General features: G+C 49.4%; 20 protein-coding genes and 1 tRNA gene. 11 read left to right on the top strand and 10 right to left on the bottom strand.

Annotated features, from left to right (window positions below; genetic code table 11):
- The first annotated feature begins 77 nt into the window (after positions 1-77).
- Both gcvH and gcvP read left to right on the top strand, forming a co-directional pair.
- Entirely contained in the window at positions 78-467 is a 390-nt protein-coding gene (gene gcvH, locus CR46_RS0111155; RefSeq protein ID WP_030072864.1) for a glycine cleavage system protein GcvH, read from the top strand.
- A gap of 78 nt (positions 468-545) precedes the next feature.
- Positions 546-3,440 carry an aminomethyl-transferring glycine dehydrogenase gene (gene gcvP / locus CR46_RS0111150; protein WP_030072862.1) on the top strand — a complete coding sequence of 965 codons (2,895 nt, stop codon included), beginning with the start codon at positions 546-548 and terminating at the stop codon, positions 3,438-3,440.
- A 39-nt stretch (positions 3,441-3,479) separates the two neighbouring features.
- Here the strand turns inward: gcvP and CR46_RS0111145 are convergent, their stop codons facing one another.
- Positions 3,480-4,382 carry a LysR family transcriptional regulator gene (locus tag CR46_RS0111145; protein ID WP_030072860.1) on the bottom strand — a complete coding sequence of 301 codons (903 nt, stop codon included), beginning with the start codon at positions 4,380-4,382 and terminating at the stop codon, positions 3,480-3,482.
- A 175-nt stretch (positions 4,383-4,557) separates the two neighbouring features.
- On the opposite strand from CR46_RS0111145, the gene ppnN reads away from it, so the two are divergent.
- The 3 genes from ppnN (at position 4,558) to CR46_RS0111130 (ending at position 7,091) form a co-directional block, all read left to right on the top strand.
- Positions 4,558-5,940 (top strand): nucleotide 5'-monophosphate nucleosidase PpnN, encoded by a 1,383-nt coding sequence (ppnN, locus tag CR46_RS0111140; RefSeq protein WP_030072858.1) that lies wholly within the window; start codon positions 4,558-4,560, stop codon positions 5,938-5,940.
- A 104-nt stretch (positions 5,941-6,044) separates the two neighbouring features.
- Positions 6,045-6,770 carry a sulfite exporter TauE/SafE family protein gene (locus tag CR46_RS0111135; protein WP_030072856.1) on the top strand — a complete coding sequence of 242 codons (726 nt, stop codon included), beginning with the start codon at positions 6,045-6,047 and terminating at the stop codon, positions 6,768-6,770.
- A gap of 120 nt (positions 6,771-6,890) precedes the next feature.
- Positions 6,891-7,091 (top strand): hypothetical protein, encoded by a 201-nt coding sequence (locus CR46_RS0111130; protein ID WP_030072854.1) that lies wholly within the window; start codon positions 6,891-6,893, stop codon positions 7,089-7,091.
- 186 nt (positions 7,092-7,277) lie between these two features.
- Here the strand turns inward: CR46_RS0111130 and CR46_RS0111125 are convergent, their stop codons facing one another.
- The 6 genes from CR46_RS0111125 to CR46_RS17765 all read right to left on the bottom strand — a co-directional run bounded on the left by CR46_RS0111125 (position 7,278) and on the right by CR46_RS17765 (position 13,364).
- Complete coding sequence (locus CR46_RS0111125; protein WP_030072852.1) at positions 7,278-10,022, bottom strand: HAD-IC family P-type ATPase; 2,745 nt, start codon at positions 10,020-10,022, stop codon at positions 7,278-7,280.
- Positions 10,023-10,821: 799 nt separating this feature from the next.
- A tRNA-Pro gene (locus CR46_RS0111115) sits at positions 10,822-10,898 on the bottom strand.
- 125 nt (positions 10,899-11,023) lie between these two features.
- Complete coding sequence (locus CR46_RS0111110) at positions 11,024-11,833, bottom strand: inositol monophosphatase family protein (RefSeq protein ID WP_030072848.1); 810 nt, start codon at positions 11,831-11,833, stop codon at positions 11,024-11,026.
- 90 nt (positions 11,834-11,923) lie between these two features.
- Complete coding sequence (locus tag CR46_RS0111105) at positions 11,924-12,382, bottom strand: anti-virulence regulator CigR family protein (RefSeq protein ID WP_030072846.1); 459 nt, start codon at positions 12,380-12,382, stop codon at positions 11,924-11,926.
- A 93-nt stretch (positions 12,383-12,475) separates the two neighbouring features.
- The gene (locus CR46_RS17770; RefSeq protein WP_035536546.1) at positions 12,476-12,865 is read right to left on the bottom strand and encodes a pilin; all 390 of its coding nucleotides are present in this window, start codon (positions 12,863-12,865) and stop codon (positions 12,476-12,478) included.
- Positions 12,866-12,959: 94 nt separating this feature from the next.
- Entirely contained in the window at positions 12,960-13,364 is a 405-nt protein-coding gene (locus CR46_RS17765) for a pilin (protein ID WP_035536543.1), read from the bottom strand.
- A gap of 244 nt (positions 13,365-13,608) precedes the next feature.
- On the opposite strand from CR46_RS17765, the gene pilB reads away from it, so the two are divergent.
- The 6 genes from pilB (at position 13,609) to CR46_RS0111065 (ending at position 19,487) form a co-directional block, all read left to right on the top strand.
- Positions 13,609-15,363 carry a type IV-A pilus assembly ATPase PilB gene (gene pilB / locus CR46_RS0111090; protein ID WP_030072841.1) on the top strand — a complete coding sequence of 585 codons (1,755 nt, stop codon included), beginning with the start codon at positions 13,609-13,611 and terminating at the stop codon, positions 15,361-15,363.
- An 8-nt stretch (positions 15,364-15,371) separates the two neighbouring features.
- Positions 15,372-16,601, top strand: coding sequence for a type II secretion system F family protein (locus CR46_RS0111085; RefSeq protein ID WP_030072839.1), 1,230 nt, complete (start codon positions 15,372-15,374; stop codon positions 16,599-16,601).
- A gap of 41 nt (positions 16,602-16,642) precedes the next feature.
- A complete protein-coding gene (locus CR46_RS0111080) occupies positions 16,643-17,488 on the top strand; it encodes a prepilin peptidase (protein ID WP_030072838.1) in 846 nt (281 codons plus the stop codon).
- Positions 17,489-17,528: 40 nt separating this feature from the next.
- Positions 17,529-18,125, top strand: a complete 597-nt coding sequence (coaE, locus tag CR46_RS0111075) for a dephospho-CoA kinase (RefSeq protein WP_030072836.1) — start codon at positions 17,529-17,531, stop codon at positions 18,123-18,125.
- Positions 18,126-18,192: 67 nt separating this feature from the next.
- Positions 18,193-18,426, top strand: a complete 234-nt coding sequence (gene yacG, locus CR46_RS0111070) for a DNA gyrase inhibitor YacG (protein WP_030072834.1) — start codon at positions 18,193-18,195, stop codon at positions 18,424-18,426.
- 188 nt (positions 18,427-18,614) lie between these two features.
- Positions 18,615-19,487 carry a hypothetical protein gene (locus tag CR46_RS0111065; RefSeq protein WP_030072832.1) on the top strand — a complete coding sequence of 291 codons (873 nt, stop codon included), beginning with the start codon at positions 18,615-18,617 and terminating at the stop codon, positions 19,485-19,487.
- Between the two features lie 14 nt (positions 19,488-19,501).
- On the opposite strand, the gene CR46_RS0111060 is transcribed toward CR46_RS0111065, so the two are convergent.
- The 3 genes from CR46_RS0111060 to rpsA form a co-directional block, all read right to left on the bottom strand.
- Positions 19,502-19,837 (bottom strand): hypothetical protein, encoded by a 336-nt coding sequence (locus CR46_RS0111060; protein ID WP_030072830.1) that lies wholly within the window; start codon positions 19,835-19,837, stop codon positions 19,502-19,504.
- Positions 19,838-20,878: 1,041 nt separating this feature from the next.
- Positions 20,879-21,253, bottom strand: a complete 375-nt coding sequence (locus CR46_RS0111055; protein WP_030072828.1) for a histone-like nucleoid-structuring protein, MvaT/MvaU family — start codon at positions 21,251-21,253, stop codon at positions 20,879-20,881.
- Positions 21,254-21,543: 290 nt separating this feature from the next.
- Positions 21,544-23,220, bottom strand: a complete 1,677-nt coding sequence (rpsA, locus tag CR46_RS0111050; protein ID WP_030072826.1) for a 30S ribosomal protein S1 — start codon at positions 23,218-23,220, stop codon at positions 21,544-21,546.
- Positions 23,221-23,277: the final 57 nt, after the last annotated feature.

Raw genomic sequence — 23,277 nt, 5'->3', positions numbered from 1 at the left:
AGGCCAATAGTCGCCAAGGCGAACGACAGACGTTAGTATGCTCCTGTCCAGACAACTGTTTCATAAAGGGAATCATCATGAGCAATCTTCCTGCTAATCTTCGTTATGCCGAAAGCCACGAATGGGTACTCGACCATCAAGATGGTACCGTCACAATCGGCATTACTGATCATGCCCAAGAAGCACTGGGCGACGTTGTTTTTGTTGAGTTGCCAGAAGTCGGCCAAGAACTCAATAAAGGTGTTGAGTTTGGCGTCATTGAATCTGTTAAAGCAGCCTCTGATTTATACTCGCCAGTAAACGGCGAAGTTATCGAAGTTAACGAAGCGCTTGAAGATTCACCTGAGACCGTTAACGAAGCCCCTTATGAAGGCGGCTGGATCATGAAAGTGCGCTTGGCAGACACAGCCCTTGACGGCTTGTTAGACGCAGACGCTTATCAAGCGACGCTTAGTTCAGACGATTAATTAGCCGGAAAGCCTGCATCCTGCAGGCTTTCTAGTTTTGCCGCTGCACGGTTTTCTCATTACGTTCGGAACCTTCCCATGCCATTTGAAACACGCCGTTTGGCCGAACTGGCCGACCACGATGCTTTTATCAAACGCCACAATGGGCCCAGCCTCGCTGACGTCGACACCATGTTAAAAGCGCTCAATATGCAGCGCATGGAAGACCTAATTGAGCAAACCGTGCCTAGCGATATTCGCCTGGGCCGCGAGTTAGCCTTAGACGACCCGCGCAGCGAAGCAGAAGCGCTAGACTACTTAAGCCAGCTAGCTCGCCAAAACCGCGTTGCCAAAAGTTATATTGGTCAAGGCTATTACGGCACTCACATGCCCGCCGTCATACAGCGCAATGTGCTGGAGAACCCAGGCTGGTATACCGCCTATACGCCCTACCAACCAGAAATTTCCCAAGGCCGCCTAGAAGGCCTGCTTAACTTTCAGCAGGTCATTATGGATTTAACCGGCATGGAGCTTGCCAATGCTTCGCTACTTGACGAAGCAACCGCCGCTGCTGAAGCAATGGCACTTTGCAAGCGTAGCAATAAAAAAAGTAAGTCCAATGCTTTTTTTGTTGCCGATGACCTGTTTCCGCAAACGCTAGACGTGATAAAAACTCGCGCGGAGTTCTTTGGTTTTGAGCTTATCAGTGGTCCTGCCGCTACGCTGGCAGAACATGATGTGTTTGGCGCACTGGTACAGTACCCCTCCGCCAGTGGCAATATTACCGATATCTCGCCTCTGCTAAGCGCTGCCAAAGAACACGGCATCATGACTTGCGTCGCCACGGACCTACTGAGCCTAGTACTACTTAAAGAGCCAGGAGCAATGGGGGCTGATATCGTCGTCGGTAACTCTCAGCGTTTTGGAGTTCCCATGGGCTTTGGTGGCCCACACGCTGCCTTCTTCGCCACATCCGACAAATTAAAACGCTCAATTCCTGGCCGCATTATCGGTGTATCTAAAGATAGCCGCGGTAACACTGCATTACGCATGGCCATGCAGACCCGCGAGCAGCATATTCGCCGCGAAAAAGCGACCTCTAATATCTGTACTGCTCAGGCATTACTGGCCAATATTGCTGGCTTCTACGCCACTTACCATGGTGCTGAAGGCTTACGCAAAATTGCAGGCCGCGTGCATCGCCTCACTACCTTGCTAGCAGAAGGTCTTAAGCAAGCGGGTATCACATTAGCTAACGACAGCTGGTTTGACACGCTGCGTCTTACCCAAGTGGATGCCGGTAAGATTCATGGCCGTGCCATGACCCATGACATCAACCTACACTATTTCGCCAATGGCGATGTGGGCATTAGCTTGGATGAAACCACGACGGCTCATGACGTCGCGACGCTACTTGATGTCCTGTTAGGCGATGAGCACGGCTTGTCAGTGGCAGCGCTCGATGAAAAAGTCATTAACGACAAGATCAGTGGCATTCCAGCGGCATACCATCGTGATAGCAGCTTTTTGCAACACCCCACCTTTAAGCGCTATCGCAGCGAAACTGAGATGCTGCGTTACTTGAAACGTCTCGAGAATAAAGATCTTTCCTTGGCCCATGCCATGATCCCGCTGGGATCGTGCACTATGAAGCTAAATGCTACCAGTGAAATGATCCCGGTCTCCTGGCCTGCGTTTGCGCACCTCCACCCATTCGCTCCTCGCGATCAGGTGGCAGGCTATCATCAAATGATTGATGAGTTAGCCGCTTTCTTAGTGGAAGTAACGGGTTACGATCATATTTCTATGCAACCCAACTCAGGTGCCCAGGGTGAATATGCGGGCTTGCTGGCCATTCGCCGCTATCAGGCAGCCCAAGGGGAAGCCCATCGCGACGTGTGCTTGATTCCCAGCTCAGCCCACGGCACTAACCCTGCCTCTGCTGCTATGCTTAGCATGGACGTGGTGGTGGTTGAGTGTGACGCCAACGGTAACATTGACCTAGATGATCTGACACGCAAAGCCGAGCAGCACAGTGATCGACTTTCTGCGGTGATGATTACGTATCCGTCTACCCATGGCGTATTTGAGTCCCATGTGCGTAAGGTGTGTGATGTGGTTCATCAGCACGGCGGACAAGTGTACGTAGACGGCGCTAACATGAATGCTCAGGTTGGTTTAACGCGCCCCGGTGATTTTGGTGGCGATGTTTCTCACCTCAACCTGCACAAAACATTCTGCATTCCTCACGGTGGCGGTGGCCCAGGCATGGGGCCAATTGGCGTTAAAGCTCATCTTGCACCTTTCGTCTCCAATCATGTGGTCACGCCTATTAATGGCGTTAACCCTGAAAACGGTGCTGTCTCCGCTGCGGCATTTGGCAGCGCGTCGATTCTACCCATTTCGTGGGCTTACATTAAGATGATGGGCGCACGTGGGCTTCGTGAAGCAACCGAACTGGCTATTCTTAATGCCAACTATATTGCCAAGCGATTAGAGAATGCCTACCCGATTCTCTACCGCGGTCAGAACGGCAATGTGGCACACGAGTGCATTATCGACATTCGTCCGCTGAAAAGTGCGTCTGGTATTAGTGAGGAAGATATTGCCAAGCGTTTGATGGATTACGGTTTCCATGCGCCCACTATGTCGTTCCCCGTTCCAGGAACGTTGATGATCGAGCCAACAGAGTCTGAGTCACTCTACGAAATCGATCGTTTCTGTGATGCCATGATTGCAATACGCGAAGAAGTTGCTCGTGTAGAGAGTGGTGAGTGGCCGCTGGATAATAATCCGTTAGTGAATGCCCCTCATACTCAAGCAGATTTGATGGACAGCGAATGGCAGCGCCCCTATGACCGCAAACTTGGCGCTTTCCCAACAGACGCCGTCGCTGCGTCTAAGTATTGGCCTGCGGTTAACCGCGTTGACAACGTATTTGGTGATCGGCAGCTCATCTGCTCTTGCCCAAGCATTGACGAATACCGCCGCTAATACTTAATACTGGCGAACTCTAAACGCTCCTGGCGCTCGTTATTCGGGCATCAGGGGCGTTTTTTCTTGCAGACGTTGACGATGAAAACCCTCTAACAGTTTTTCATACCGTTTTGGCAACACGGAGTCTCGTCGACGCAACAAGTGAAGCACTTCATTGATCCCTTGGGGTAATGCCAATGCTTTTACCTGGCGCTGCCAAGGAGAAGTTTCCAATACCAAACGAGACACCACGGTAAAACCGAGACCACGCGCAACCGCATCTAGCACCATGCTCACTTCGTTGGTAAACCCTTGATGACGAAAATGAGTCATTGAACGAAATTCGTCTGGATAATTGGCGCGCAACAGTGCATTGGCGTGATTAATACCGTCGTAGTAATTAAGAAAACCAATGCCCATTAGATCGGATAGCGTGCTGCCAGCAAAATCAGCGGGTACGACTAAGCATAGTGGCTCTTTATGCCATACCGTACAGGTAAGCTCAGTATGATTAACCTGCTCAGTCACGATACCAATATCGTAGCGGCCTTCAAGCAAGTCATTAACGATTTCATGATTAAACGCAAAACTGTAATTGACCGTTAAGTTGGGATGCATCTGCTGCTGGCCAAGAATAAAAGGATAAAACATAAGCCCAACGCTTCCAGGGGAGGCAATCCGGCACTCGCCGCTATCAAGCGAGTCATCATCTAACCCATGGCGAAACTGTTCATGTTCAGCAAACAGTTTTAAGGCGTAATCATAAGCCCTGCGGCCAGACTCTGTTAACGTAAAACTTCGCCCCTTTCTTTCAATCAGCGGTTTATCTAAATAGCTTTCCAACTTACGAATGTGCTGGCTGACGCCAGGCTGCGTCATCTCCAAACGGCGCGCGGTACGTGTGAAGCTCCCCGTTTCCACCAACGTTATAAACGTCCGAAAATACTGGGCATTAAACATAATAAAGCGCCATCTTAACTAGCCACCATGTGCTTTCAACGAACGTACAGGGTAGCACAAACCACCTACTAAACGGATGCTAGGCTGGATCGCGGCACTTTTGCTTGAATTCAGTCGGTAATGGTCATGATAGTATGTAGATTCATTAATACTATGATTAGGGACAGCCAGACTAATGACGCAACTCCCAGAGCCACGGGCAACTATTTCCAGCATTATTTCCCCAGAGGGAAGCCTTGAAGTACTTTCTCAGCATGAGGTTAATCGCTTAAAAAGCACCTCTAAGAGTGGCTTGCACGATTTACTGCGCCGCTGTGCACTTGCAGTACTTAATTGCGGCAGCCCAACCGATGATAGCGTAGCCATAATGGAAGCTTACAAGGACTTCGATATTGAAGTTCTACAACAAGACCGTGGCATTCGTCTTAAGCTGACCAACGCGCCTGCCGAGGCGTTTGTAGACGGACGTATGATTCGCGGTATTCGCGAACATCTCTCATCGGTTCTGCGCGACATTGTTTATGTTTACAATGAAATCCAGCACCACAAGCGGTTTGACCTGACCACCGGAGAAGGCACCACCAACGCGGTGTTTCATATCTTACGTAAGGCCGGCACCCTAAAACCCGGCCTTGAACCCAGTTTGGTGGTGTGCTGGGGCGGCCACTCTATTTCCAGGGAAGAGTATGAATACACTAAAGATGTCGGTTATCACCTAGGTCTGCGGGAGTTAGATATCTGTACGGGCTGCGGTCCGGGTGCTATGAAAGGCCCTATGAAAGGAGCTAACGTTGCCCATGCCAAACAGCGTCGCAAGGATGGTCGCTATTTAGGCATTTCTGAGCCTGGCATTATCGCCGCTGAAGCGCCCAACCCGATTGTTAACGAACTGGTTGTTATGCCTGATATCGAAAAGCGCCTGGAAGCCTTTGTGCGCTTAGGACATGGCATTATTGTCTTTCCTGGTGGCGTTGGCACAGCAGAAGAAATTCTATACTTGCTGGGCATTCTGCTTCACCCCAGCAACCACGACATTCCCTTCCCTCTCGTATTTACCGGCCCAGCCGACTCCGCTGCATATTTCCAGAAAATTGATGAATTTTTGGTTTATACATTGGGCGAGGATATCCGCCGCTACTACACCATTATTACCGGTGACCCAGTGGCCGTTGCACGCAAGATGCGCCAGGAAATCGACGAAGTTGCTAACTTCCGCCGTACGCACCAGGATGCATTCTATTACAACTGGCGGTTAACCATTGCCCGCGACTTCCAGGCACCCTTTGAACCCACCCATGAAGCCATGCGCGGCCTTGCCCTTCACCGCCAACAGCCTACCCATGAGCTAGCAGCTAACCTGCGACGCGCCTTTTCAGGCATAGTGGCAGGTAATGTTAAAGAGCCAGGCATTCGCGCCATTGCAGCCCATGGCCCCTTTGAGCTAACCGCTGAACCAGCACTCATGCAGCGCTTAGATGAGCTGTTAACTTCGTTTGTCGCCCAAGGACGCATGAAGCTTGACGGGCAAGCTTATACACCCTGCTATGTTCTAAAGTAACGTACTGTTTTAAAGTAACGTACAGTTCTAAAGTGACGCATTTAGCAAAATCATTATCTGTTAGGCACAGTAACCGCTGTGCCTGATCCGTCAGGAAACTCCCAGTGATTATTGCTCTTTTAACGCTAGTTGCAGCAGGCATCGTCAAAGGTGCTATCGGTTCCGGTGTACCCGTTCTCGTAGTACCTGTACTTACCATGCTATATGACGTGAAGCTGGCGATTGCTGTGTTGATTGCGCCCAATTTGTTTAGCAATGTTTTACAGGTATGGCAATATCGGCACCATCTGTTACCGCTGCGTTTTCTTGCCGCTTTCTCTCTATCAGGTGGGTTAGGCATTGTACTCGGCACCTGGGGGCTAGTCGTGCTATCACCCACGCTTTTATCACTGGGTGTCGCGACTGCGATTGTGCTCTATTTAGTAGTTAAACTGGCTAATCGTCAGGTAATTCTTCCTTTCACTACCGCTAAGCGCGTTGTAATGCCTGTCGGTTTGCTAGCTGGCGTACTGCAAGGCGCGGCGGGCATGTCTGCGCCCGCATCCGTAACATTTCTTAACGCCATGCAGCTAGAGCGTCAGGTATTTATTGGCTCTATTTCAGTCTTTTTTGTCGCGATTACCTGCGTTCAAATACCGGCACTACTAAGTGCGGAAATACTCACACTGGAACGCGCATATTACAGTTTCATAGCACTATTCATCATTCTTGCCGCCATGCCAATTGGCGCGCGGCTCGGCAAACGCCTACCACATCGCTGGTTCGATAATCTCATCATGCTGCTGTTAGCGAGTATTGCGGTAAAAATCATTGTAGATGCTGTACTTTAATGTACGAGCGCTTCACCCTTGGGCAAACATGGCGTCAAACCGCTACACTCATTGTGCAGTACTCAAACCTTGCCAGCATAAGCAAGCGGGAGACCACCCACCAAGGAAAGGATAAACAGAATGGAAATGATTAATCAGCTTCAAGACGGCAAAACCAAAGCATTCGCCAAGCACTGCTTTGAACGCTATTCGCCTGAAGAGCTAAATGCCGCTTCAGAAGGCGCACCAGATCAAGATGAAATGGCGCACTGGGAAATTACCGCAGGCCAATGGGAAGAAGCCGTTGCAACTGCGCTCGCAGATCACAAAGCGCAAGGCTAAATAAGCGGCACCTGTGCTTATATTAAAAACGCCACCTACATTAGCTAATCGCTTAACGTAGGTGGCGTTTTTTTGGGTCTTGCTGTTTTTACTTACCTTTTGTATTTATGCCAGCTGTACTTAGACCAAAAGTGCTTAGACCAGCTGTACTTAGACCAGTTTGTACGATCATCAGTCTGCACATAATTAATTTACCTTAGCGTGGGTTTGCTTAGATTCAAGTAAGCGCCACACCTTTTTTTCAATCTCAATGAACAGATAAATCGCCAAACTACCGATTAAGATAGCGAACCAATGCGTAAGGCTTAACCCTTCACTTCCAAAAATAAGCTGCATAAAGGGCAGATACGTAAACGCCATTTGGAGCAACATCACCATCATAATGGCAATCCATACCGGCCGACTGCCAAAAATACCGGCAAACGACAGCGTGCTGTTGATTAAAAAGCGGCTATTGATTAAATAAGCGGCACTGCCTGTAACCAGCATATTGACCGCCCCAGCTCGCGCTAACGCTTCACTACCCCCTTGGTTGAGTATCCAAGAGAACATGCCGAAGACGCCGATAAGTAGCAGCACAGACACAAAAATCACCCGCCACAGTAAAAACAGATCAAGCAACGGTGCTTTCGGGTCTCTTGGCTGGCGCGCCATTAAGTCTTTTTCCCCTGTCTCAAACGCCAATGCCAAGCCTAGCGTAATCGCTACCACCATATTTACCCATAATGCCTGTAACGGCGTTACCGGTAGCACCGAGCCTGACAGCACGGCCAGCATAATCGCCAAGCCCTGAGCACCGTTAGTAGGAAGAATAAACGTAATTGTTTTACGAATATTATCGTAAACCTTACGCCCTTCTTCGATCGCACTAACAATCGTTGCAAAGTTATCATCAGCCAATACCATTTCAGAAGCATCTTTAGCCGCTTCAGTCCCTTGCACGCCCATGGCAACACCAACATCAGCACGTTTTAAGGCCGGGCCATCGTTAACGCCATCCCCCGTCATCGAACAAACCCCGCCCCGAGCCTGCATGGCCTTAACCAAACGCAGTTTATGCTCGGGCGATGCACGAGCGAACACATCAATATCTAAAATAATCTCCTCTAGCGCCTGATCGCTCATTGCTTCAATTTCTCTTCCAGTTAGCGCTTTTTCCGTTTGTGAAAAGCCTAACTGCTTAGCAATAGCAAGCGCTGTCGACGCATGGTCACCAGTAATCATAACGGGGCGAATACCGGCTTGTTGGCAACGCTTAACCGCTTCAATCACTTCTGCTCTGGGTGGATCCAGCAGGCCGATAATACCCAACAAGCGCAGCTTGCCTTCAATATGGTGATGATCAAGTGCATCAATCGCCGCCGCTGGTTTATCTGCAATGGCCAGAACGCGTAAACCACGGGAAGATAGCTCGTGAATGCGGTGCTCCCACTCATGACGGTCAATTTCGACCGAGCCTTCCTTAGTAGCGACGCTATCGCACATTTCTATCAAGCGATCAGGCGCCCCCTTCACAATGACACGCTGCCCGTCATTTTCTGTATGCAGCGTGGCCATGTACTTAAACTCTGACTCGAAAGGGATCGCATCCAGGCGCGGAAATTGCTGGCGCACCTCTAATGTTTTTACACCCGCTTTTTCACCAGCGACCACCAGCGCACCCTCTGTTGGGTCGCCATATATCTGATACTGACCTGACTGCTGGTGCAATTCGGTGTCATTGCACAATACGCCTGCACGCAAAAAATCACTTAAGCCTGGCGCACTGGCGAGATCGACGTGATCAGGTTCTTTTTCACCATCCGGCTGAACACGATAAAAGCGTCCCTTTGGTTCAAAGCCAATACCATCGATTTGGAACTGCTCGTCACCTAACCAAATCGCCTGAGCGGTCATTTCATTACGTGTTAAGGTACCTGTCTTATCGGAAAAAATAGTCGAAATAGACCCCAGCGTTTCTACCGCAGGAAGCCGGCGGATAATAGCGTTGCGCTTAGCCATGCTTTGCACGCCAAGTGCAAGTCCAATCGTCACAATGGCCGGCAAGCCTTCTGGGATAGCGGCTACCGCCAGCCCAACCGCCGCCATAAACATATCTGCAGCGGGCTGGTCATGGATTAAGGTGCCTAGCAAGGCAGTGATGGCTGCCGCTGCTAAGATAAAAATCGCCAGCACCCTGCCTGCCCGATCAAGCTGCTGGATCAGCGGCGTTTTGATTTGTTCTACGCCACGCAGGAGTTCAGAAATTTTGCCGATTTCAGTATAACGGCCTGTCTCAACCACCAAACCACGGGCATTACCTTGCACTACGATCGTGCTGGCAAACGCCATACTACTTCGCTCAGCAAGGTCTGTATCTGCTTTCACGGGGTCAGACAACTTTTCCACAGGCACCGACTCGCCTGTTAACGCCGCCTCATCCGTACGAAAACGCCGCGCTTCAATCAGCCGCAGATCTGCCGGCACACGGTCACCACTTTCAACCAATACAATATCCCCTGGCACTAACTCCTCTGCAGGAATGGTGGAACGCTTTCCATCACGCAAGACATTCGCCTGGGGAGATAACATATTGCGAATGCTATCAAGTGCTTGTTCAGCTTTTCCCTCCTGGATAAACCCAATCAACGCAATGATAGCCACCACGGCAACAATCGCCGCTGCGTCGATCGTATGCCCTAACAAAAAGCTAGCAACAGCAGCAACCAACAAAATAAGAATTAAAATATTATTCAGCTGATCCAGTAAACGTCGATACCAGGGACGCCCTTGAGCCTGCTGAAGTTTATTTGGTCCATAGCGCTGCAGACGCGTCTGCGCTTCAGTGCTCGATAGCCCGTCCACTGACGTAGATTGCCACTCCAGCGCTTGATCCGCTGAAGCACTGTGCCAGTCACGCGATGGCTTAGCAGGTGATTGAGGGTTTTCCATCCATAAGCTCCCTTAATGAATATATCGTCAGCTTACAGCAGGTTGTTGCGCTGCAGTACTGTCATTATTTATAAAGTACCGAGGAAATGATGCAACGCAAAAAACCCGCACCCGATCCTTCCCTCATAATAAGCTAATGGGCAGTAGCTAGAGTTAAATGCAGTTTTGTTTTTAGTAAAGCGAGTACTGTTGACGCTATGAAGCTGGCGATATGCTGCCAATGACTGGGTATGCATAAGGTTGACATCTACCCTACGATAGCAAACGTCAACCTCACGCTTACTCTTGGAGCTAATGCTTGAACGTTACCCATTTAGAGCATGTTGTGATCGCCCTATGCATTCAGCTTGCCCTTCTCCCCTTTTTTACCCCCCGGGCAGCAGGCGCTATTGCTATTACTCTTTTTTTAGGACGGGAAATTGCACAACACGAATATAAACTGGGTATACAACGTGGGTGGAAATGGGGGGAAACTTTACCAGTAGGCATGTTCGAGGGCGTGTGGCGGGGCTGGACACTTGATTCCGCTCTTGACGTACTTCTACCTGCACTTGTATGCATATTGGTCGCAACGGTGCTGAATGCGCGAAACAAGTCGAAATAAAAACAGTCCGCTCCGACTGACTTTCCCTCTAGGCTATTCTCGCCAAGGCCATCAAGACCAAGCCAACATGATCGTGAATGGATCACCCACTGTGACTGCGCCCATTATCTAAACAAGCCAGATACAACGTTTTGGACATGCACAAAAAACCGCCGCTCGGTGTTACCCGTAAGCGGCGGTTTCATTAGAAATTCTTGGTCGGAGTGACAGGATTCGAACCTGCGACCTTTGCAACCCCATTGCAACGCGCTACCAAGCTGCGCCACACTCCGATGTCTTAATTAGCAACGACTGTTAACCAACATCGTTTGCCTCAAGACGGTGCGTATACTAGCGTTTTATTAACCAAATGAAAAGCTCTTTTTGCGCTTTCTTTTCAATTGGTTGCCGCTTGCGCTCAATCGATGCTTTTCAGTAACGATGCCATTGCATCATATACCTTGGGCGTGGTGACAAGCAGTTGCTTTGGGTACAAGTCAGCTGGCACGCCGTCTGGCACGTCTGTTAAGTGGCCTACTTTTGCGCCTGCTTCGCGGGCGATTACCCAGCCCGCAACAAAGTCCCACGGGGAAACACTTTCGTAATACGCATCTAAGCGCCCACAGGCAACGTCGCACAAATCAATCGCAGCGGCACCGTTACGGCGAACATCCTGGCAGTTCGTCAATACGGCTTCTAAACGAGGCAAGAGTTGTTTGCGGGCCTCTTTATCATAGGGAAAGCCGGTCGCTACCAGGGTACTTTCAAGCGTCTCCGCCTGGCTTGGTTTGATCGGCTGCTGATTGCAAAATGCTCCTAGCCCTTGCGCGGCACTAAAGGTATCACCTAGAAAAGGCGCATGAACAACACCAACTTTACCAATGCCATCTTCAATCCAGCCTATCGATACGGCCACATGGCGCAGGCCTTGAGCAAAATTAACGGTACCATCGATGGGGTCCACCACCCACAGCTGCTTAGCGGGGGTTTGCAAGGCACGCTCGGGGCTTAACTCTTCGCTCAACCTTGCCTCACCAGGAAAATGATCTTCCAGGCGCTGGCTAATAAGCGTATCCACTGCCACATCCACATCGGTGACCAGCTCAATGCCGCCTTTCAAACGCTGGCTAAAGTCTTGCTGTTCACGGGCGCGACGAATCATGTCGCCCGCTTCTTCTGCAATACGTACTGCCAGCGCCAGCCGCGCTTCTAGGGTATAGGCCGTCATTAACGCTCCTTACTTGTTGCACGTTAGCTAATATCAACTCAGCATAAGCGGTGGCGTTTGGCATTACTATGACAGTAAGCAAATCCATTATTAACGAAGCGCATTTACCAACACATCAACAACAACGCGGGTAGCGGCTTCAATAAGCACCACATCGGCCCCAACCCGCTCCCACTCGTAGCCTGGGTATTGGGGCAGTTGAGATGCCAGTTGGCCATCAAAACGTTTGGCAATGCCTGGGGGCAGTGGCTTACCGCGTTCTACGTTGCGCTGTATGCCGGGCGGTAAAGGCTGGGCACGCGGCGCATCGTATTGGCGTAGAAGGTGCAACAACTCACGCTCGTTGATACGGGGAAGATCTATACCACGCTCATCACGATGGCGACGCTCGTAGCGTCCTAAATCTTGCTCATTACGCTGGCGCTCAGAATGGTGACCGTTATTGTCTCTAGCACCATGTGCGGGTGCGTGAGCAGGCTGTGCAATAGCCGCTATCTGCCAAAATAGAGTGAAAACTAATAGGCAAGCGCTAAGGGGGATCGATCTCATCATTGGCTCCTTCTGGTCAGGAGCGTTAAGTGTAGAGAGCAAATGCGCAGGCAGTGTGAAGGTTTAGAAAGAGCTAGCGAAAAACAAAGTGAGCTAAGGGGCTACCACCCGCTCAACGCGCCCCTGCTGAGTGATTTGGGCTTGAACGCTCTGGCGTTGGGTATCAATCAGCAGCGCGGTATTTTCTCCTTCGAATATGCCACCAAACGCTGCGGCCACAGCCGCTTGATTGGGCTGGCCATCCCCACCAATGGCGCAAGCACCAAACGCAAACGGCACCAAGGTATCGTCAAGGTGGTCACTTGCTAAGACCTGGGTCTTAAACGTACCCAGCTCCCGCTGACAAGCGCCAAACGCGGAGTGGTCAAGGTAGGTTAAGTAGGCGGGAAGGCTCACTGTTGCCAAGATTCCGACAATGGCAATTACAATGAGAAGTTCAATTAAAGAGAAACCGCTAAACACTGAGTTGATATTTTTTTGCATTAAAATAACCAAAGCTAAATCGCCCCAATGGGCGATTTAGATCAAATTTTAATGCATTTAAACTTAGGCGCAACAATTACCTACTCTAGTGCAGCTACTGAACAACAATACGGCCGTTTTCAATATCAATTACTCCAGCATCGCTGCGACTTGTTGTAATACCTGTTGCGCTCTCATCAGTAATGAAAGCCGTAGCAACCGCTTCATTAGAAGGAGTCGTATCAGCAGTGATGTTACATGCGTCGAAATTAAACTCGACTGCCGTAACCACATCAGTAGCATTAGCGTTACTAGTGGCCGACTCAGCAATAACGGCACTTCTGAAAGATGATAGCTCTGCCTGACAAGCACCTATAGCTGAACGATCCAAATAATTCCCATACTGCGGCACGCCGACGGCGGCGAGTACACCAATGATCGCGACAACGATCAGTAGCTCAATCAGGGTGAAACCGCGTTGCTTAAAGCGGCGCGGGTGGTGCGGTTGGGTAGTTTGCATCATAAGAATCCCTTGCAGTTGTTAATCATTTTTAGTTGGTGAGCAGCCACATTAGCTAATAGAAACTCGGCTAACATTATCCGACCCTTTTCAACTTGGCAATTAGCGATTTCATGCTGTTATTGCCCGCTATTCAGCCTTTTGAGCGAGTTAAGACTGCACTTTATCATGACGAGCACAAGTACCGTGCATAGGCCAAATATGGTACAAGGTGGCTTACATTCGCCATCCTGCCGAGACCACTATGAGCCACCCTGCCCCAGAGTCTACGCTAAGTCATGCGACCTCACATGGTGGTCTACGCGGCATTGCTAAACGACTTGTGAATCACGGTGTGCTTACCGATGCGCAGGCTGCCGTTGCTGAACAAACGGCGGCAGAACTCGAAATATCGCTACTTCAGCACGTCGTGGACAGCGGCTTGGTAGAAACCCATGCTGCTGCGCTGGCCGCCGCCTGGGAGTACGGTTTACCGGTTGTGGATCTTGATGCTATTCGTATTAATGCCCTGCCACCCGCCAACGACTATCCCGTTAAAATTTTAGAACGATTAGACATTCTGCCCCTGGCACGCCACGGACATCGTCTTACCGTTGCGGTGCCCTACCCCGCAACGCTTACCCAGCTTGATGAGCTGCAGTTTGCTACCGGTCTCAGTGTGGATGGCGTACTGGCACCCGCTGACCAGCTAAAGAGCTCTCTGACGCAGTACCTAGCGCAAAATGAACGCAGCATGCTGGATGAGCTGGAAAACGTTGACGACGCCGTCAGTGCACTCAATATCGTTCAGCTTGGCGAAGATGAGGCGACATTTGATAAGGCAATAAAAGATAGCGAAGACGCCCCGGTGGTTAAATTCGTTAACAAAATATTGCTTGATGCCATCAGCCGTGGCGCGTCCGATATTCACTTTGAGCCTTATGAAACCCAGTACCGGGTGCGCTTTCGTATCGATGGCATGCTAATTGAAATTGCGCGCCCGCCTTTCGCGCTGCGACACCGTATTGCAGCCCGTTTAAAAATCATGTCACGACTAGATATTTCTGAACGCCGCCTGCCTCAGGATGGCGCGATTAAGCTACAGCTTTCCCGTACCCGCTCAATTGATTTCCGGGTGAACTCACTGCCCACCGTGTTTGGTGAGAAAATAGTATTGCGCCTGCTAGACCCAGCCTCTGCGCAGTTGGGCATCGAACAGCTAGGCTTTAGCCCTGAACAACAGGCCGCCTATGAGCACGCCCTAAAGAAGCCACAAGGGATGATTCTGGTGACGGGGCCTACCGGTAGCGGTAAAACCGTCACGCTTTACACAGGCATTAATATTCTCAACCAAATTGAGCGCAATATTTGTACCGCAGAAGACCCGGTCGAAATTAAAGTATCCGGCATTAACCAAGTGAACGTTCTTCCTAAAATCGGCCTAAACTTTGCCAGCGCGCTGCGTGCCTTTTTGCGTCAAGACCCGGATGTCGTGATGGTAGGCGAGATTCGTGATCTAGAAACCGCTGAAATTGCCGTGAAAGCAGCCCAAACAGGCCACTTGGTGCTATCTACCGTACACACTAACTCAGCGGCTGAAACACTAACCCGTTTAGCCAATATGGGCGTCGCGTCTTATAACATTGCCAGCTCGGTGAGTTTAATCATTGCCCAGCGCTTAGCGCGTAAGCTATGCAACCTATGTAAAAAGCCCGCCAATATGCCAGCGGAAGCACTGCGAAAAGCTGGCTTTAGCCAGCAGGATATTCGTAATGGCACTATTTACACGGCAGTTGGCTGCAAACAGTGTACTCAAGGTTATAAAGGGCGTATTGGCATTTACGAAGTAGTGCCAATTACCGATGCTATGCGCCAGTTGATCATGCGCGATGGCAACGCGCTGGATATTGACCAGCAAGCCCGCCGTGAAGGCTACCCCAGCCTGTATCAGCGCTGTTTAAGCCGCGTGTTGGATGGCAGCACTAGCCTGGAAGAAGTTAACCGCATTAGTAAGGAGTAACGCGCGACATGGCGAACGCTAAAGCACGCCGCATAAAGCCAGCGCCGCTGCACCGCTGGAAGTGGGAAGGCAAAGGGCCACAAGACCGAGCAATGCGCGGCGAGCTAATTGGGCGCACTAAACCCGATATTGTTGAACAGCTGGCTAAGCAGCGTATTGTCGCTACAAAGGTGCAAAAGCGCAGTAGCTTTAGCGGCCGAGGCAAAGTCACCAACGTCGACATTATGATTTTTGCCCGGCAAATGGCTACCATGGTGCGGGCTGGTATACCTATTCTTCAAGCGCTACAGGCCGTTTCGGAAAGCCTAAAAAAACCCGCCATGGTGGCACTCACCCAGCAAATTATGGAAGACGTTTCTTCCGGCGATAGCCTTTCCAGCGCCATGGCAAAACACCCCAAACAATTTGACCGCCTGTTTGTTAACCTAGTGGAGGCGGGGGAACAAGCAGGTGCGCTTGACCAGATGCTAGAGCGCATTGCCAGCTACAAAGAGAAAGTTGAATCGCTCAAAAATCGCGTTAAAAAAGCACTCTGGTACCCTACAGCGGTAATGACCATTGGCGTTGCGGTTACCATGCTGTTGCTTATCAAAGTCGTACCTGAATTTGAAAGCATGTTCCAAGGTTTTGGCGCGGAACTGCCTGCGCTGACGCAATTCACTGTTAACTTATCAGAGATAGCCCAGGCATATTGGTTACACGCCTTAGGCGCGCTAATCGCCAGTTTTATACTCCTTAAAGCTGCTGTACGGCGATCATCCCGCGTTGCCTATCGGTTGGACAGTCTAATGCTTCACCTACCTATCCTTGGCGATATTTTGCATAAGTCGGCTGTCTCACGGTTTACCCGCACCCTAGCGACTACCTTTACATCAGGTGTTCCACTGATAGAGGGGCTTGAAACCGCCGCTGGGGCAGCGGATAACCGAGTTTACATTAAGGCCATTAATGAGGTGCGCCAAGATGTAACTACCGGACAACAGCTACATTTTGCAATGCGCATGACCAACCGATTTCCCGCCCTGGCTGTACAAATGGTCAGCATTGGTGAAGAAGCGGGTTCGTTGGATGCGATGCTAAACCGTGTTGCCGATTACTACGAAGAAGAGGTTGATAATAAAGTCGATGCCCTGACCTCATTAATGGAACCTATTATTATCGTAGTACTGGGTGCTCTGGTCGGTGGCGTGGTCGTTTCCATGTATTTGCCTATCTTCGAAATTGGCACCGCTCTATAAATCATCCCTCTATTGGTATTTTAACACATAGCAGGAGCACCATGGGCTTACCGCCGAGCGTTATTACTCTTTTTGCGTTACTGATTGGCCTCTGTTTTGGCAGTTTTCTTAATGTTGTCATCACCCGCTTGCCCGTGATGTTAATGCGCGGCTGGCGCAGTGAGGCACGCGCCTCTCTTGAGTTACCCGAAGAGTCGTCACCCCGCTTTAATCTTGCGACCCCTGGATCGATGTGCCCGCGTTGCGAACAGCCCATTGCCTGGCACGACAATCTTCCCTTGGTAGGCTGGTTAAAAAGAAGGGGCAAGTGCGCGCATTGCCAAACGACCATTAGCGCCCAATATCCTCTCGTTGAACTGATGGGCGGACTGCTTGCCGTAGTTGTTGTTATGTTACATGGGGCTACGCTAAGCGCGGCGTTTATTTATGGCGCTTGTTTAACGCTACTTGCCTTGGCAGTCATTGATTTTCGCACCTATTTACTGCCTGATATATTGACCTTGCCACTGCTATGGGCCGGCTTGGTATACCAGCTACTTTTTCAGCCTCTGTTGCTATCAGGCGCTGTCATGGGCGCAATAGCGGGCTATCTTGTGCTGTGGAGCTTTTATTGGCTGTTTAAGCTAGTAACCGGTAAAGAAGGCATGGGCTATGGGGATTTCAAATTGCTCGCAGCACTTGGCGCTTGGTTAGGTTGGGGTATGTTACCGCTGTTGCTTATTTTATCGGCAGGCGTTGGCGCAATAGTTGGATTAGTTGCCCAGGCCCTCTCCCCACGCTTACGTGGACAACCTCTCCCCTTTGGCCCCTTTCTCGCCCTGGCGGGCTGGATTTGCTTACTTGTCGGCAACGAGTTAATGGCACTGTATACGTCGTTGCTTTATTAACCCTCACGCCAATTTTGGTTCGTCCTTTTTGGGAGCTTGCATGATCATTGGGCTAACAGGTGGTATTGGCTCGGGAAAGTCTACCGTTGCTCGGGCGTTTGCAGAACTGGGTATTGGCTGGGTGGATGCCGATGATGTGGCAAGAGAAGTCGTTGCCCTTGGTGAACCTGCGCTAACAGCCATTGCCGAACACTTTGGCACCCACGTTTTGAATACCGATGGCACGCTAAACAGATCAGCACTGCGCACCATCATTTTTGAAGACCCTCAACAACGCCAGTGGTTAGAATCTGTCACCCACCCCAGGGTTCGTGAGCGTCTACTTTTGCATATTAACCGCCTAAAGCAGCACTCTCCCTACGTTCTACTTGTATCGCCACTGCTGTTTGAATCTGGACAAGATAAGCTTGTTGATCGCACGTTAGTCATCGATGTCCCCGAATCGCTCCAGTTGGAACGCACGCTTGCACGGGATGGCGTGAGTGAAAACCAGGTGCGTGCTATCCTCGCCGCCCAACTTCCACGCGAAGAGCGACTTGCTAAAGGCGATGATGTTATCGATAACAGTGGGAACCACGATGATATGATGCGCCAAGTCGTTAAGCTGGATCAGCGTTATCGGGCAACATGTGATTAACAACTGTTCCATTCTTGCGTCAGCTTTTGGCACAGTAATAATAGTAGCTTTAAAATAGGAGTATTAAATGCCTATACCGGCAAACGATTCACCGCTTGAGGTTGCTTGCCCTCAATGCGGCAAAAAAATTATCTGGGGGCCAGAAAGCACCTATCGCCCTTTTTGTAGCAAGCGCTGCCAACTGCTTGATTTAGGTGCTTGGGCGGAAGAGTCGCATCGCATTGCAGGTGAATCTGCCATGGACGAAGCAGACTTGGATACTCTGCTTGCTCAAGCGGATAGAGATGCGCCACTTTCTTAAAGAATGACTTAGGTATTAAGTATCATCTTAGCGCTTAACTAACGTCCTAGGGCTTAAGGAACGTCTTAGGTAACAGCATAAGTGCTTTATTATTGATACCTTAACTTCCTTTTAGCGGTGATCAGAAAGAGTGTTGCTGATAAAGTGGTGCTGATAGAGTGTCACTTTACTCGCATTAAGGCCCGCCCATGACTGATGCTCCGCTATCTTTGTATCACCTACTCCATGAGCTTGATACACACTTTGACCAACTGGTGGCCACTATTGAGCAGGCCGCAGCGCTGTATGAAGCTCACCAACCGCCTACCTGGCGATTTCAGCATGCCTCTAGCAATTCTTTTTGGCTGCGTGAAGCACTGCTAGATATGTGGCATCAGCAAGGTCAAGATGGACGCGAAACGCGTAATTATATAGCTGTTATTGCCGCTGATACTGCATTAATTGATGCGTGTCATCATATTAACCATGCAAAAGCGCGCATCAGCGATCTGCTTGCTCATATTAAACAAGCTCACCCAAATGCATTGAATGATGCCAAATCGCGCCTGCCCCATCGCCACCCACATATTAATGATGTACTACGTAAAAGCGGTTTTGCAAGGCTCCATCTAAAGCAGTGCTGGCGGCAACTCCCTATTGCCCCTGCGCCCGTGTCCAGAGTTAGGCTGGCGTGGTATAGCAGCGGTCGCTCAATTAAAAGAATAAGCGTTCAGGAAGCAGAACAAAAGTTATTGCAACTTGATAGCGACGCACCCCATATTCGTATACAGCTACGCAAGCTCGCCAATCTTCCAAGTGCAGAAATATTGGCACAGGTACAACCTCAGGCACCATTAATGCGCGCTAATCTGTTTTTTGTGGAGCCCCTGGATGATGGACACACGCGACGAGCGCTTAATATTGCCATGCCGTTGATAGTGCCTGCCAATGAAGGGCGGTTGCCGCACCTCAAAGCACCTGCCGAAACGCCTCCAACAACGCGTACTAGAGCCAAGCGGCGTGACGAAAAATTAGAAGAAAACGTTTACTTACCAAGTCTAAGAGTCTTTCGCTATCGCTAGGTAGCCATATCTACCTAGTGAGTTGCTACTGGTGTCTTATCAAGCTCCCATAGCTGATAGTCAACGAGGATCTGAATGACCTCACTGACATCTCGCTCAGATAAACCATACTCTTCAATCAGTGCTTTTAGACGTTGATTAAATAAGCGATCCTGCTCACTCGCGCGTGCAGCTTGATCGTCAGCTTCTAATGCTGCAATTGAGCGTACTGGCGGTCCTGTGGGAATATCGAAACCGCTATTGGGATCTTCTAACTGACGCAACGCCTGAGCGAAGGCATCATCCAACTCACGAAACTTACGAAGCTTTTCACGCTCATCGAGCTGTTTTTGAACCTTTTGATATTTCATTGATGTTTCATTTACACCTTACTTGAAATGGACGACAAGCCTGCTGGTTAGGCCCTTTCCAGAGAGCGATGGTCAAACGCATAAAATCTTCGGGTAAACGTGACGTTGCTCTCTTCTCTCCGAAAAAAACAGCCAATCAACTCTCTTAATCGATTCTCTCAACCAACTATCTCAACCAACTATCTCAATCGACTATCTCTCATAGTGGGCGAGCATCTTGCTGGCAAATCAAACAGCAACTCACAATCACCATTCTCTAATATCACCGGACAGTGGTCTTATAGGTGATACATATAGGAGGCACTGGTGCTTTCTAAAAACGATACGCATACATCGCTAATTGCAGTGTAGGCTAGGCAAACCATCACACGTAGAGGCGATAAGCCACTTGATCACCCTGGACACTGTTTAGTGCCGTACGGCCTTCACTGCTAGAACACCCTAAAGCAGCTCTATCTTCACTCAATTTACCAAATATAGCGCAAATTGCTGTTTGGTGCGGAGATAAATCCTAAAGCCGCGGGCGGGTAAAAAAGTACGCCTGGACAATAGATGCTAGGCCAGCCACATCGCACATTATCTAACGAGACGTTATCGTGCAGCCAGGACCTAAAGTTCACTTACGAACAGCCTGTGTTAAACAATGCGAAAATTCCCTTAAGGCTGCCTCTCGTCAAAAGCTACTCATAACAAGCAGACCTTCAAAAAATCGCCTATCAAAACACGGGGCATACCCAAAGGATTAACACCGCTTTCACTATCCATCATTAGGGTGCTAAGCCGTCACACTAATCTGCAAAATATCGATAAAATTTTGTAGAAGTCTTATACAACAGCCATAACATCAATAAACGGATGAATAAGTACTCACTAGCAGCGATTCATCGTAAATACGATAGCAGTGAATACGACGGCTATAAATACTATGATATCGAAAATATTCGCAATGTGTCATTTTCATCAGTCAGTCCAGCACGGCTACTAGACTAACTATCCAAACTAAAACCGGCACTTCTAATTAGAAATGCCGGCCCCGATTACTCAGTCTTCCATACGCTCAAGCCAAGATTCAACGGCTTCATCACCATGCTCGTCTTTCCAGCTACGCAAGCCTTTATGGTTACCGCCACGAGTTTCAATGACTTCGCCAGTATGTGGATTTTTATAAATTTTCAAGCGGCGTTTACGACGTGTTGAAGCCACTGCTGTGCCTTTAGAGCCGCGTTGTTCCGCGTTAGGGTCAAGCAATGCGATAACATCAGCAGGACGCTTACCAAACTCATTCATTAGTGCTTCAAGATTAGCTTTAAACTCAAGCTCGCCTTTCAGGCGCTGGTCGCTTTCCAAACGCTGCAAATCTTCTTGCAGTTGTTTTAACTGCTGTTCCTTTTGAATATACTCATTTAATAGCGACATACTAATTCCTTTTTAGAGTAGGTTTAGCTGTGTGAGTTATTTGATTGACCAACTCAACACGCACAAGTTCAGGATGCGCATATATTATTGCTGTAAATGAGCTAACTGACAATAGTCTAGTTGATTTTGGCTTAATTACTAATCGATTTTATAGCTTAGGCTTAGTCATTACTAAAAGGGCAAGCTTTACACTCAGCCAAAACAATTACTAATCTCTGTTTAAAATCATACATATTTATAAAAAACGCCGCCCATTAGGGCGGCGTTTTTATAGGCTATCGACTAATTTATTAGTCTTGACCCATTTGCTGCTTGATCAAATCACCGATGGTGGTTGGACCACCCGCTTCCGGCTCTTGGTCACGCAGTTTCTTCAGGTTTTGGCGAGTATCGTCTTGCTCTTTCGCTTTAACCGACAGATTAATCTGGCGGCTCTTACGATCGACGCTAACAATACGAGCTTCAATGCTGTCGCCTTCATTCAGCACATTGCGTGCGTCTTCAATGCGGTCAGCACTGATTTCAGACGCTTTGAGGATAGCGATAACATCAGTCGCCAGCTCGACATGTGCTTCTTTAGCGTCTACTTCGACAATACGACCAGTAACAATGCTTCCTTTGTCATTTACTGACAGGTATTCAGCAACTGGATCAGAATCCATTTGCTTAATACCTAAGGAGATACGCTCACGCTCAGGGTCGATTGAAAGAATAACGGCTTCAGCTTCGTCACCCTTCTTGAAGTTACGAACCGCTTCTTCACCGGTTTCTGTCCAAGAGATATCAGACAGATGAACCAGACCATCAATACCGCCTTCAAGGCCGATAAAGATACCAAAGTCAGTGATTGACTTAATGGTACCGGAAACACGGTCGCCCTTGTTGTATTCAGCGTTGAATGTTTCCCATGGGTTAGCAGTGCACTGCTTGATACCCAGAGAAATACGACGACGCTCTTCGTCGATATCAAGAACCATAACGTCAACATCGTCGCCCACTTGGACAACTTTAGACGGATGGATATTCTTGTTAGTCCAGTCCATTTCTGAAACGTGAACCAGACCTTCAACGCCCTCTTCCAGCTCAGCAAAGCAGCCGTAGTCAGTCAGGTTAGTGACGACTGCGTGTACTTTGGTGCCTTCCGGGTAACGGTCTTTGATGTTGACCCAAGGATCTTCACCCAGCTGCTTAAGACCTAGCGATACGCGGTTACGCTCACGGTCAAACTTCAGTACTTTGACGTTGATCTCGTCGCCAACAGCAACGATTTCAGACGGATGCTTGATACGCTTCCACGCCATGTCGGTGATGTGAAGCAGACCATCAACGCCGCCTAAATCAACGAAAGCACCGTAATCAGTCAGGTTCTTAACGATACCTTTGATTTGCTGACCTTCCTGCAAGGTCGCCAGCAGTGCTTCGCGCTCAGCGCTGTTTTCTGCTTCTAGCACGGCACGACGCGAAACAACAACGTTGTTGCGCTTCGGATCAAGCTTGATAACTTTAAAATCTAGCTCTTTGTTCTCTAGGTGCGCAGTGTCGCGAACAGGGCGAACATCTACCAAAGAACCCGGCAAGAAGGCACGGATAGAGTCGACGTCGACAGTGAAGCCGCCTTTGACCTTACCGTTGATCACGCCCTTGATAACTTCATCTTTCTCGAAGGCCGCTTCCAGAATCTTCCAAGCTTCTGCGCGCTTGGCTTTTTCACGGGACAGACGCGTTTCACCGAAGCCATCTTCTACAGCTTCTAGAGCAACGTGTACGTCATCACCGATAGCGATGGTCAGTTCACCATTCTCATCGCGGAATTGTGATGCAGGGATCTGACCTTCAGATTTCAGACCAGCGTTAACGGTAACCCAGTCACCGTCAATGTCGACAACTTGAGCCGCGACAATAGCGCCTGGCTCCATGTTGATGTCGTTAAGAGACTGTTCAAACAGTTCAGCAAAGCTTTCGCTCATGGTTTTCCTACGTGATCAACGTTGTTGAGGCATAACTGCCTTCTCCGTACCACCAGC

The sequence above is a fragment of the Vreelandella neptunia genome (genome assembly GCF_000712975.1).
GTDB lineage: Bacteria > Pseudomonadota > Gammaproteobacteria > Pseudomonadales > Halomonadaceae > Vreelandella > Vreelandella qaidamensis.
This window is presented reverse-complemented; position numbering and strand designations above follow the sequence as displayed.

Excerpts from the sequence above, each read along its gene's own strand:
- gcvH (WP_030072864.1), top strand. The coding sequence starts at position 78 with ATGAGCAATCTTCCTGCTAATCTTCGTTATGCCGAAAGCCACGAATGG.
- gcvP (WP_030072862.1), top strand. The coding sequence starts at position 546 with ATGCCATTTGAAACACGCCGTTTGGCCGAACTGGCCGACCACGATGCT.
- CR46_RS0111145 (WP_030072860.1), bottom strand. The coding sequence starts at position 4,382 with ATGTTTAATGCCCAGTATTTTCGGACGTTTATAACGTTGGTGGAAACG.
- ppnN (WP_030072858.1), top strand. The coding sequence starts at position 4,558 with ATGACGCAACTCCCAGAGCCACGGGCAACTATTTCCAGCATTATTTCC.
- CR46_RS0111130 (WP_030072854.1), top strand. The coding sequence starts at position 6,891 with ATGGAAATGATTAATCAGCTTCAAGACGGCAAAACCAAAGCATTCGCC.
- CR46_RS0111125 (WP_030072852.1), bottom strand. The coding sequence starts at position 10,022 with ATGGAAAACCCTCAATCACCTGCTAAGCCATCGCGTGACTGGCACAGT.
- CR46_RS0111110 (WP_030072848.1), bottom strand. The coding sequence starts at position 11,833 with ATGACGGCCTATACCCTAGAAGCGCGGCTGGCGCTGGCAGTACGTATT.
- CR46_RS0111105 (WP_030072846.1), bottom strand. The coding sequence starts at position 12,382 with ATGAGATCGATCCCCCTTAGCGCTTGCCTATTAGTTTTCACTCTATTT.
- CR46_RS17770 (WP_035536546.1), bottom strand. The coding sequence starts at position 12,865 with ATGCAAAAAAATATCAACTCAGTGTTTAGCGGTTTCTCTTTAATTGAA.
- CR46_RS17765 (WP_035536543.1), bottom strand. The coding sequence starts at position 13,364 with ATGCAAACTACCCAACCGCACCACCCGCGCCGCTTTAAGCAACGCGGT.
- pilB (WP_030072841.1), top strand. The coding sequence starts at position 13,609 with ATGAGCCACCCTGCCCCAGAGTCTACGCTAAGTCATGCGACCTCACAT.
- CR46_RS0111085 (WP_030072839.1), top strand. The coding sequence starts at position 15,372 with ATGGCGAACGCTAAAGCACGCCGCATAAAGCCAGCGCCGCTGCACCGC.
- CR46_RS0111080 (WP_030072838.1), top strand. The coding sequence starts at position 16,643 with ATGGGCTTACCGCCGAGCGTTATTACTCTTTTTGCGTTACTGATTGGC.
- coaE (WP_030072836.1), top strand. The coding sequence starts at position 17,529 with ATGATCATTGGGCTAACAGGTGGTATTGGCTCGGGAAAGTCTACCGTT.
- yacG (WP_030072834.1), top strand. The coding sequence starts at position 18,193 with ATGCCTATACCGGCAAACGATTCACCGCTTGAGGTTGCTTGCCCTCAA.
- CR46_RS0111065 (WP_030072832.1), top strand. The coding sequence starts at position 18,615 with ATGACTGATGCTCCGCTATCTTTGTATCACCTACTCCATGAGCTTGAT.
- CR46_RS0111060 (WP_030072830.1), bottom strand. The coding sequence starts at position 19,837 with ATGAAATATCAAAAGGTTCAAAAACAGCTCGATGAGCGTGAAAAGCTT.
- CR46_RS0111055 (WP_030072828.1), bottom strand. The coding sequence starts at position 21,253 with ATGTCGCTATTAAATGAGTATATTCAAAAGGAACAGCAGTTAAAACAA.
- rpsA (WP_030072826.1), bottom strand. The coding sequence starts at position 23,220 with ATGAGCGAAAGCTTTGCTGAACTGTTTGAACAGTCTCTTAACGACATC.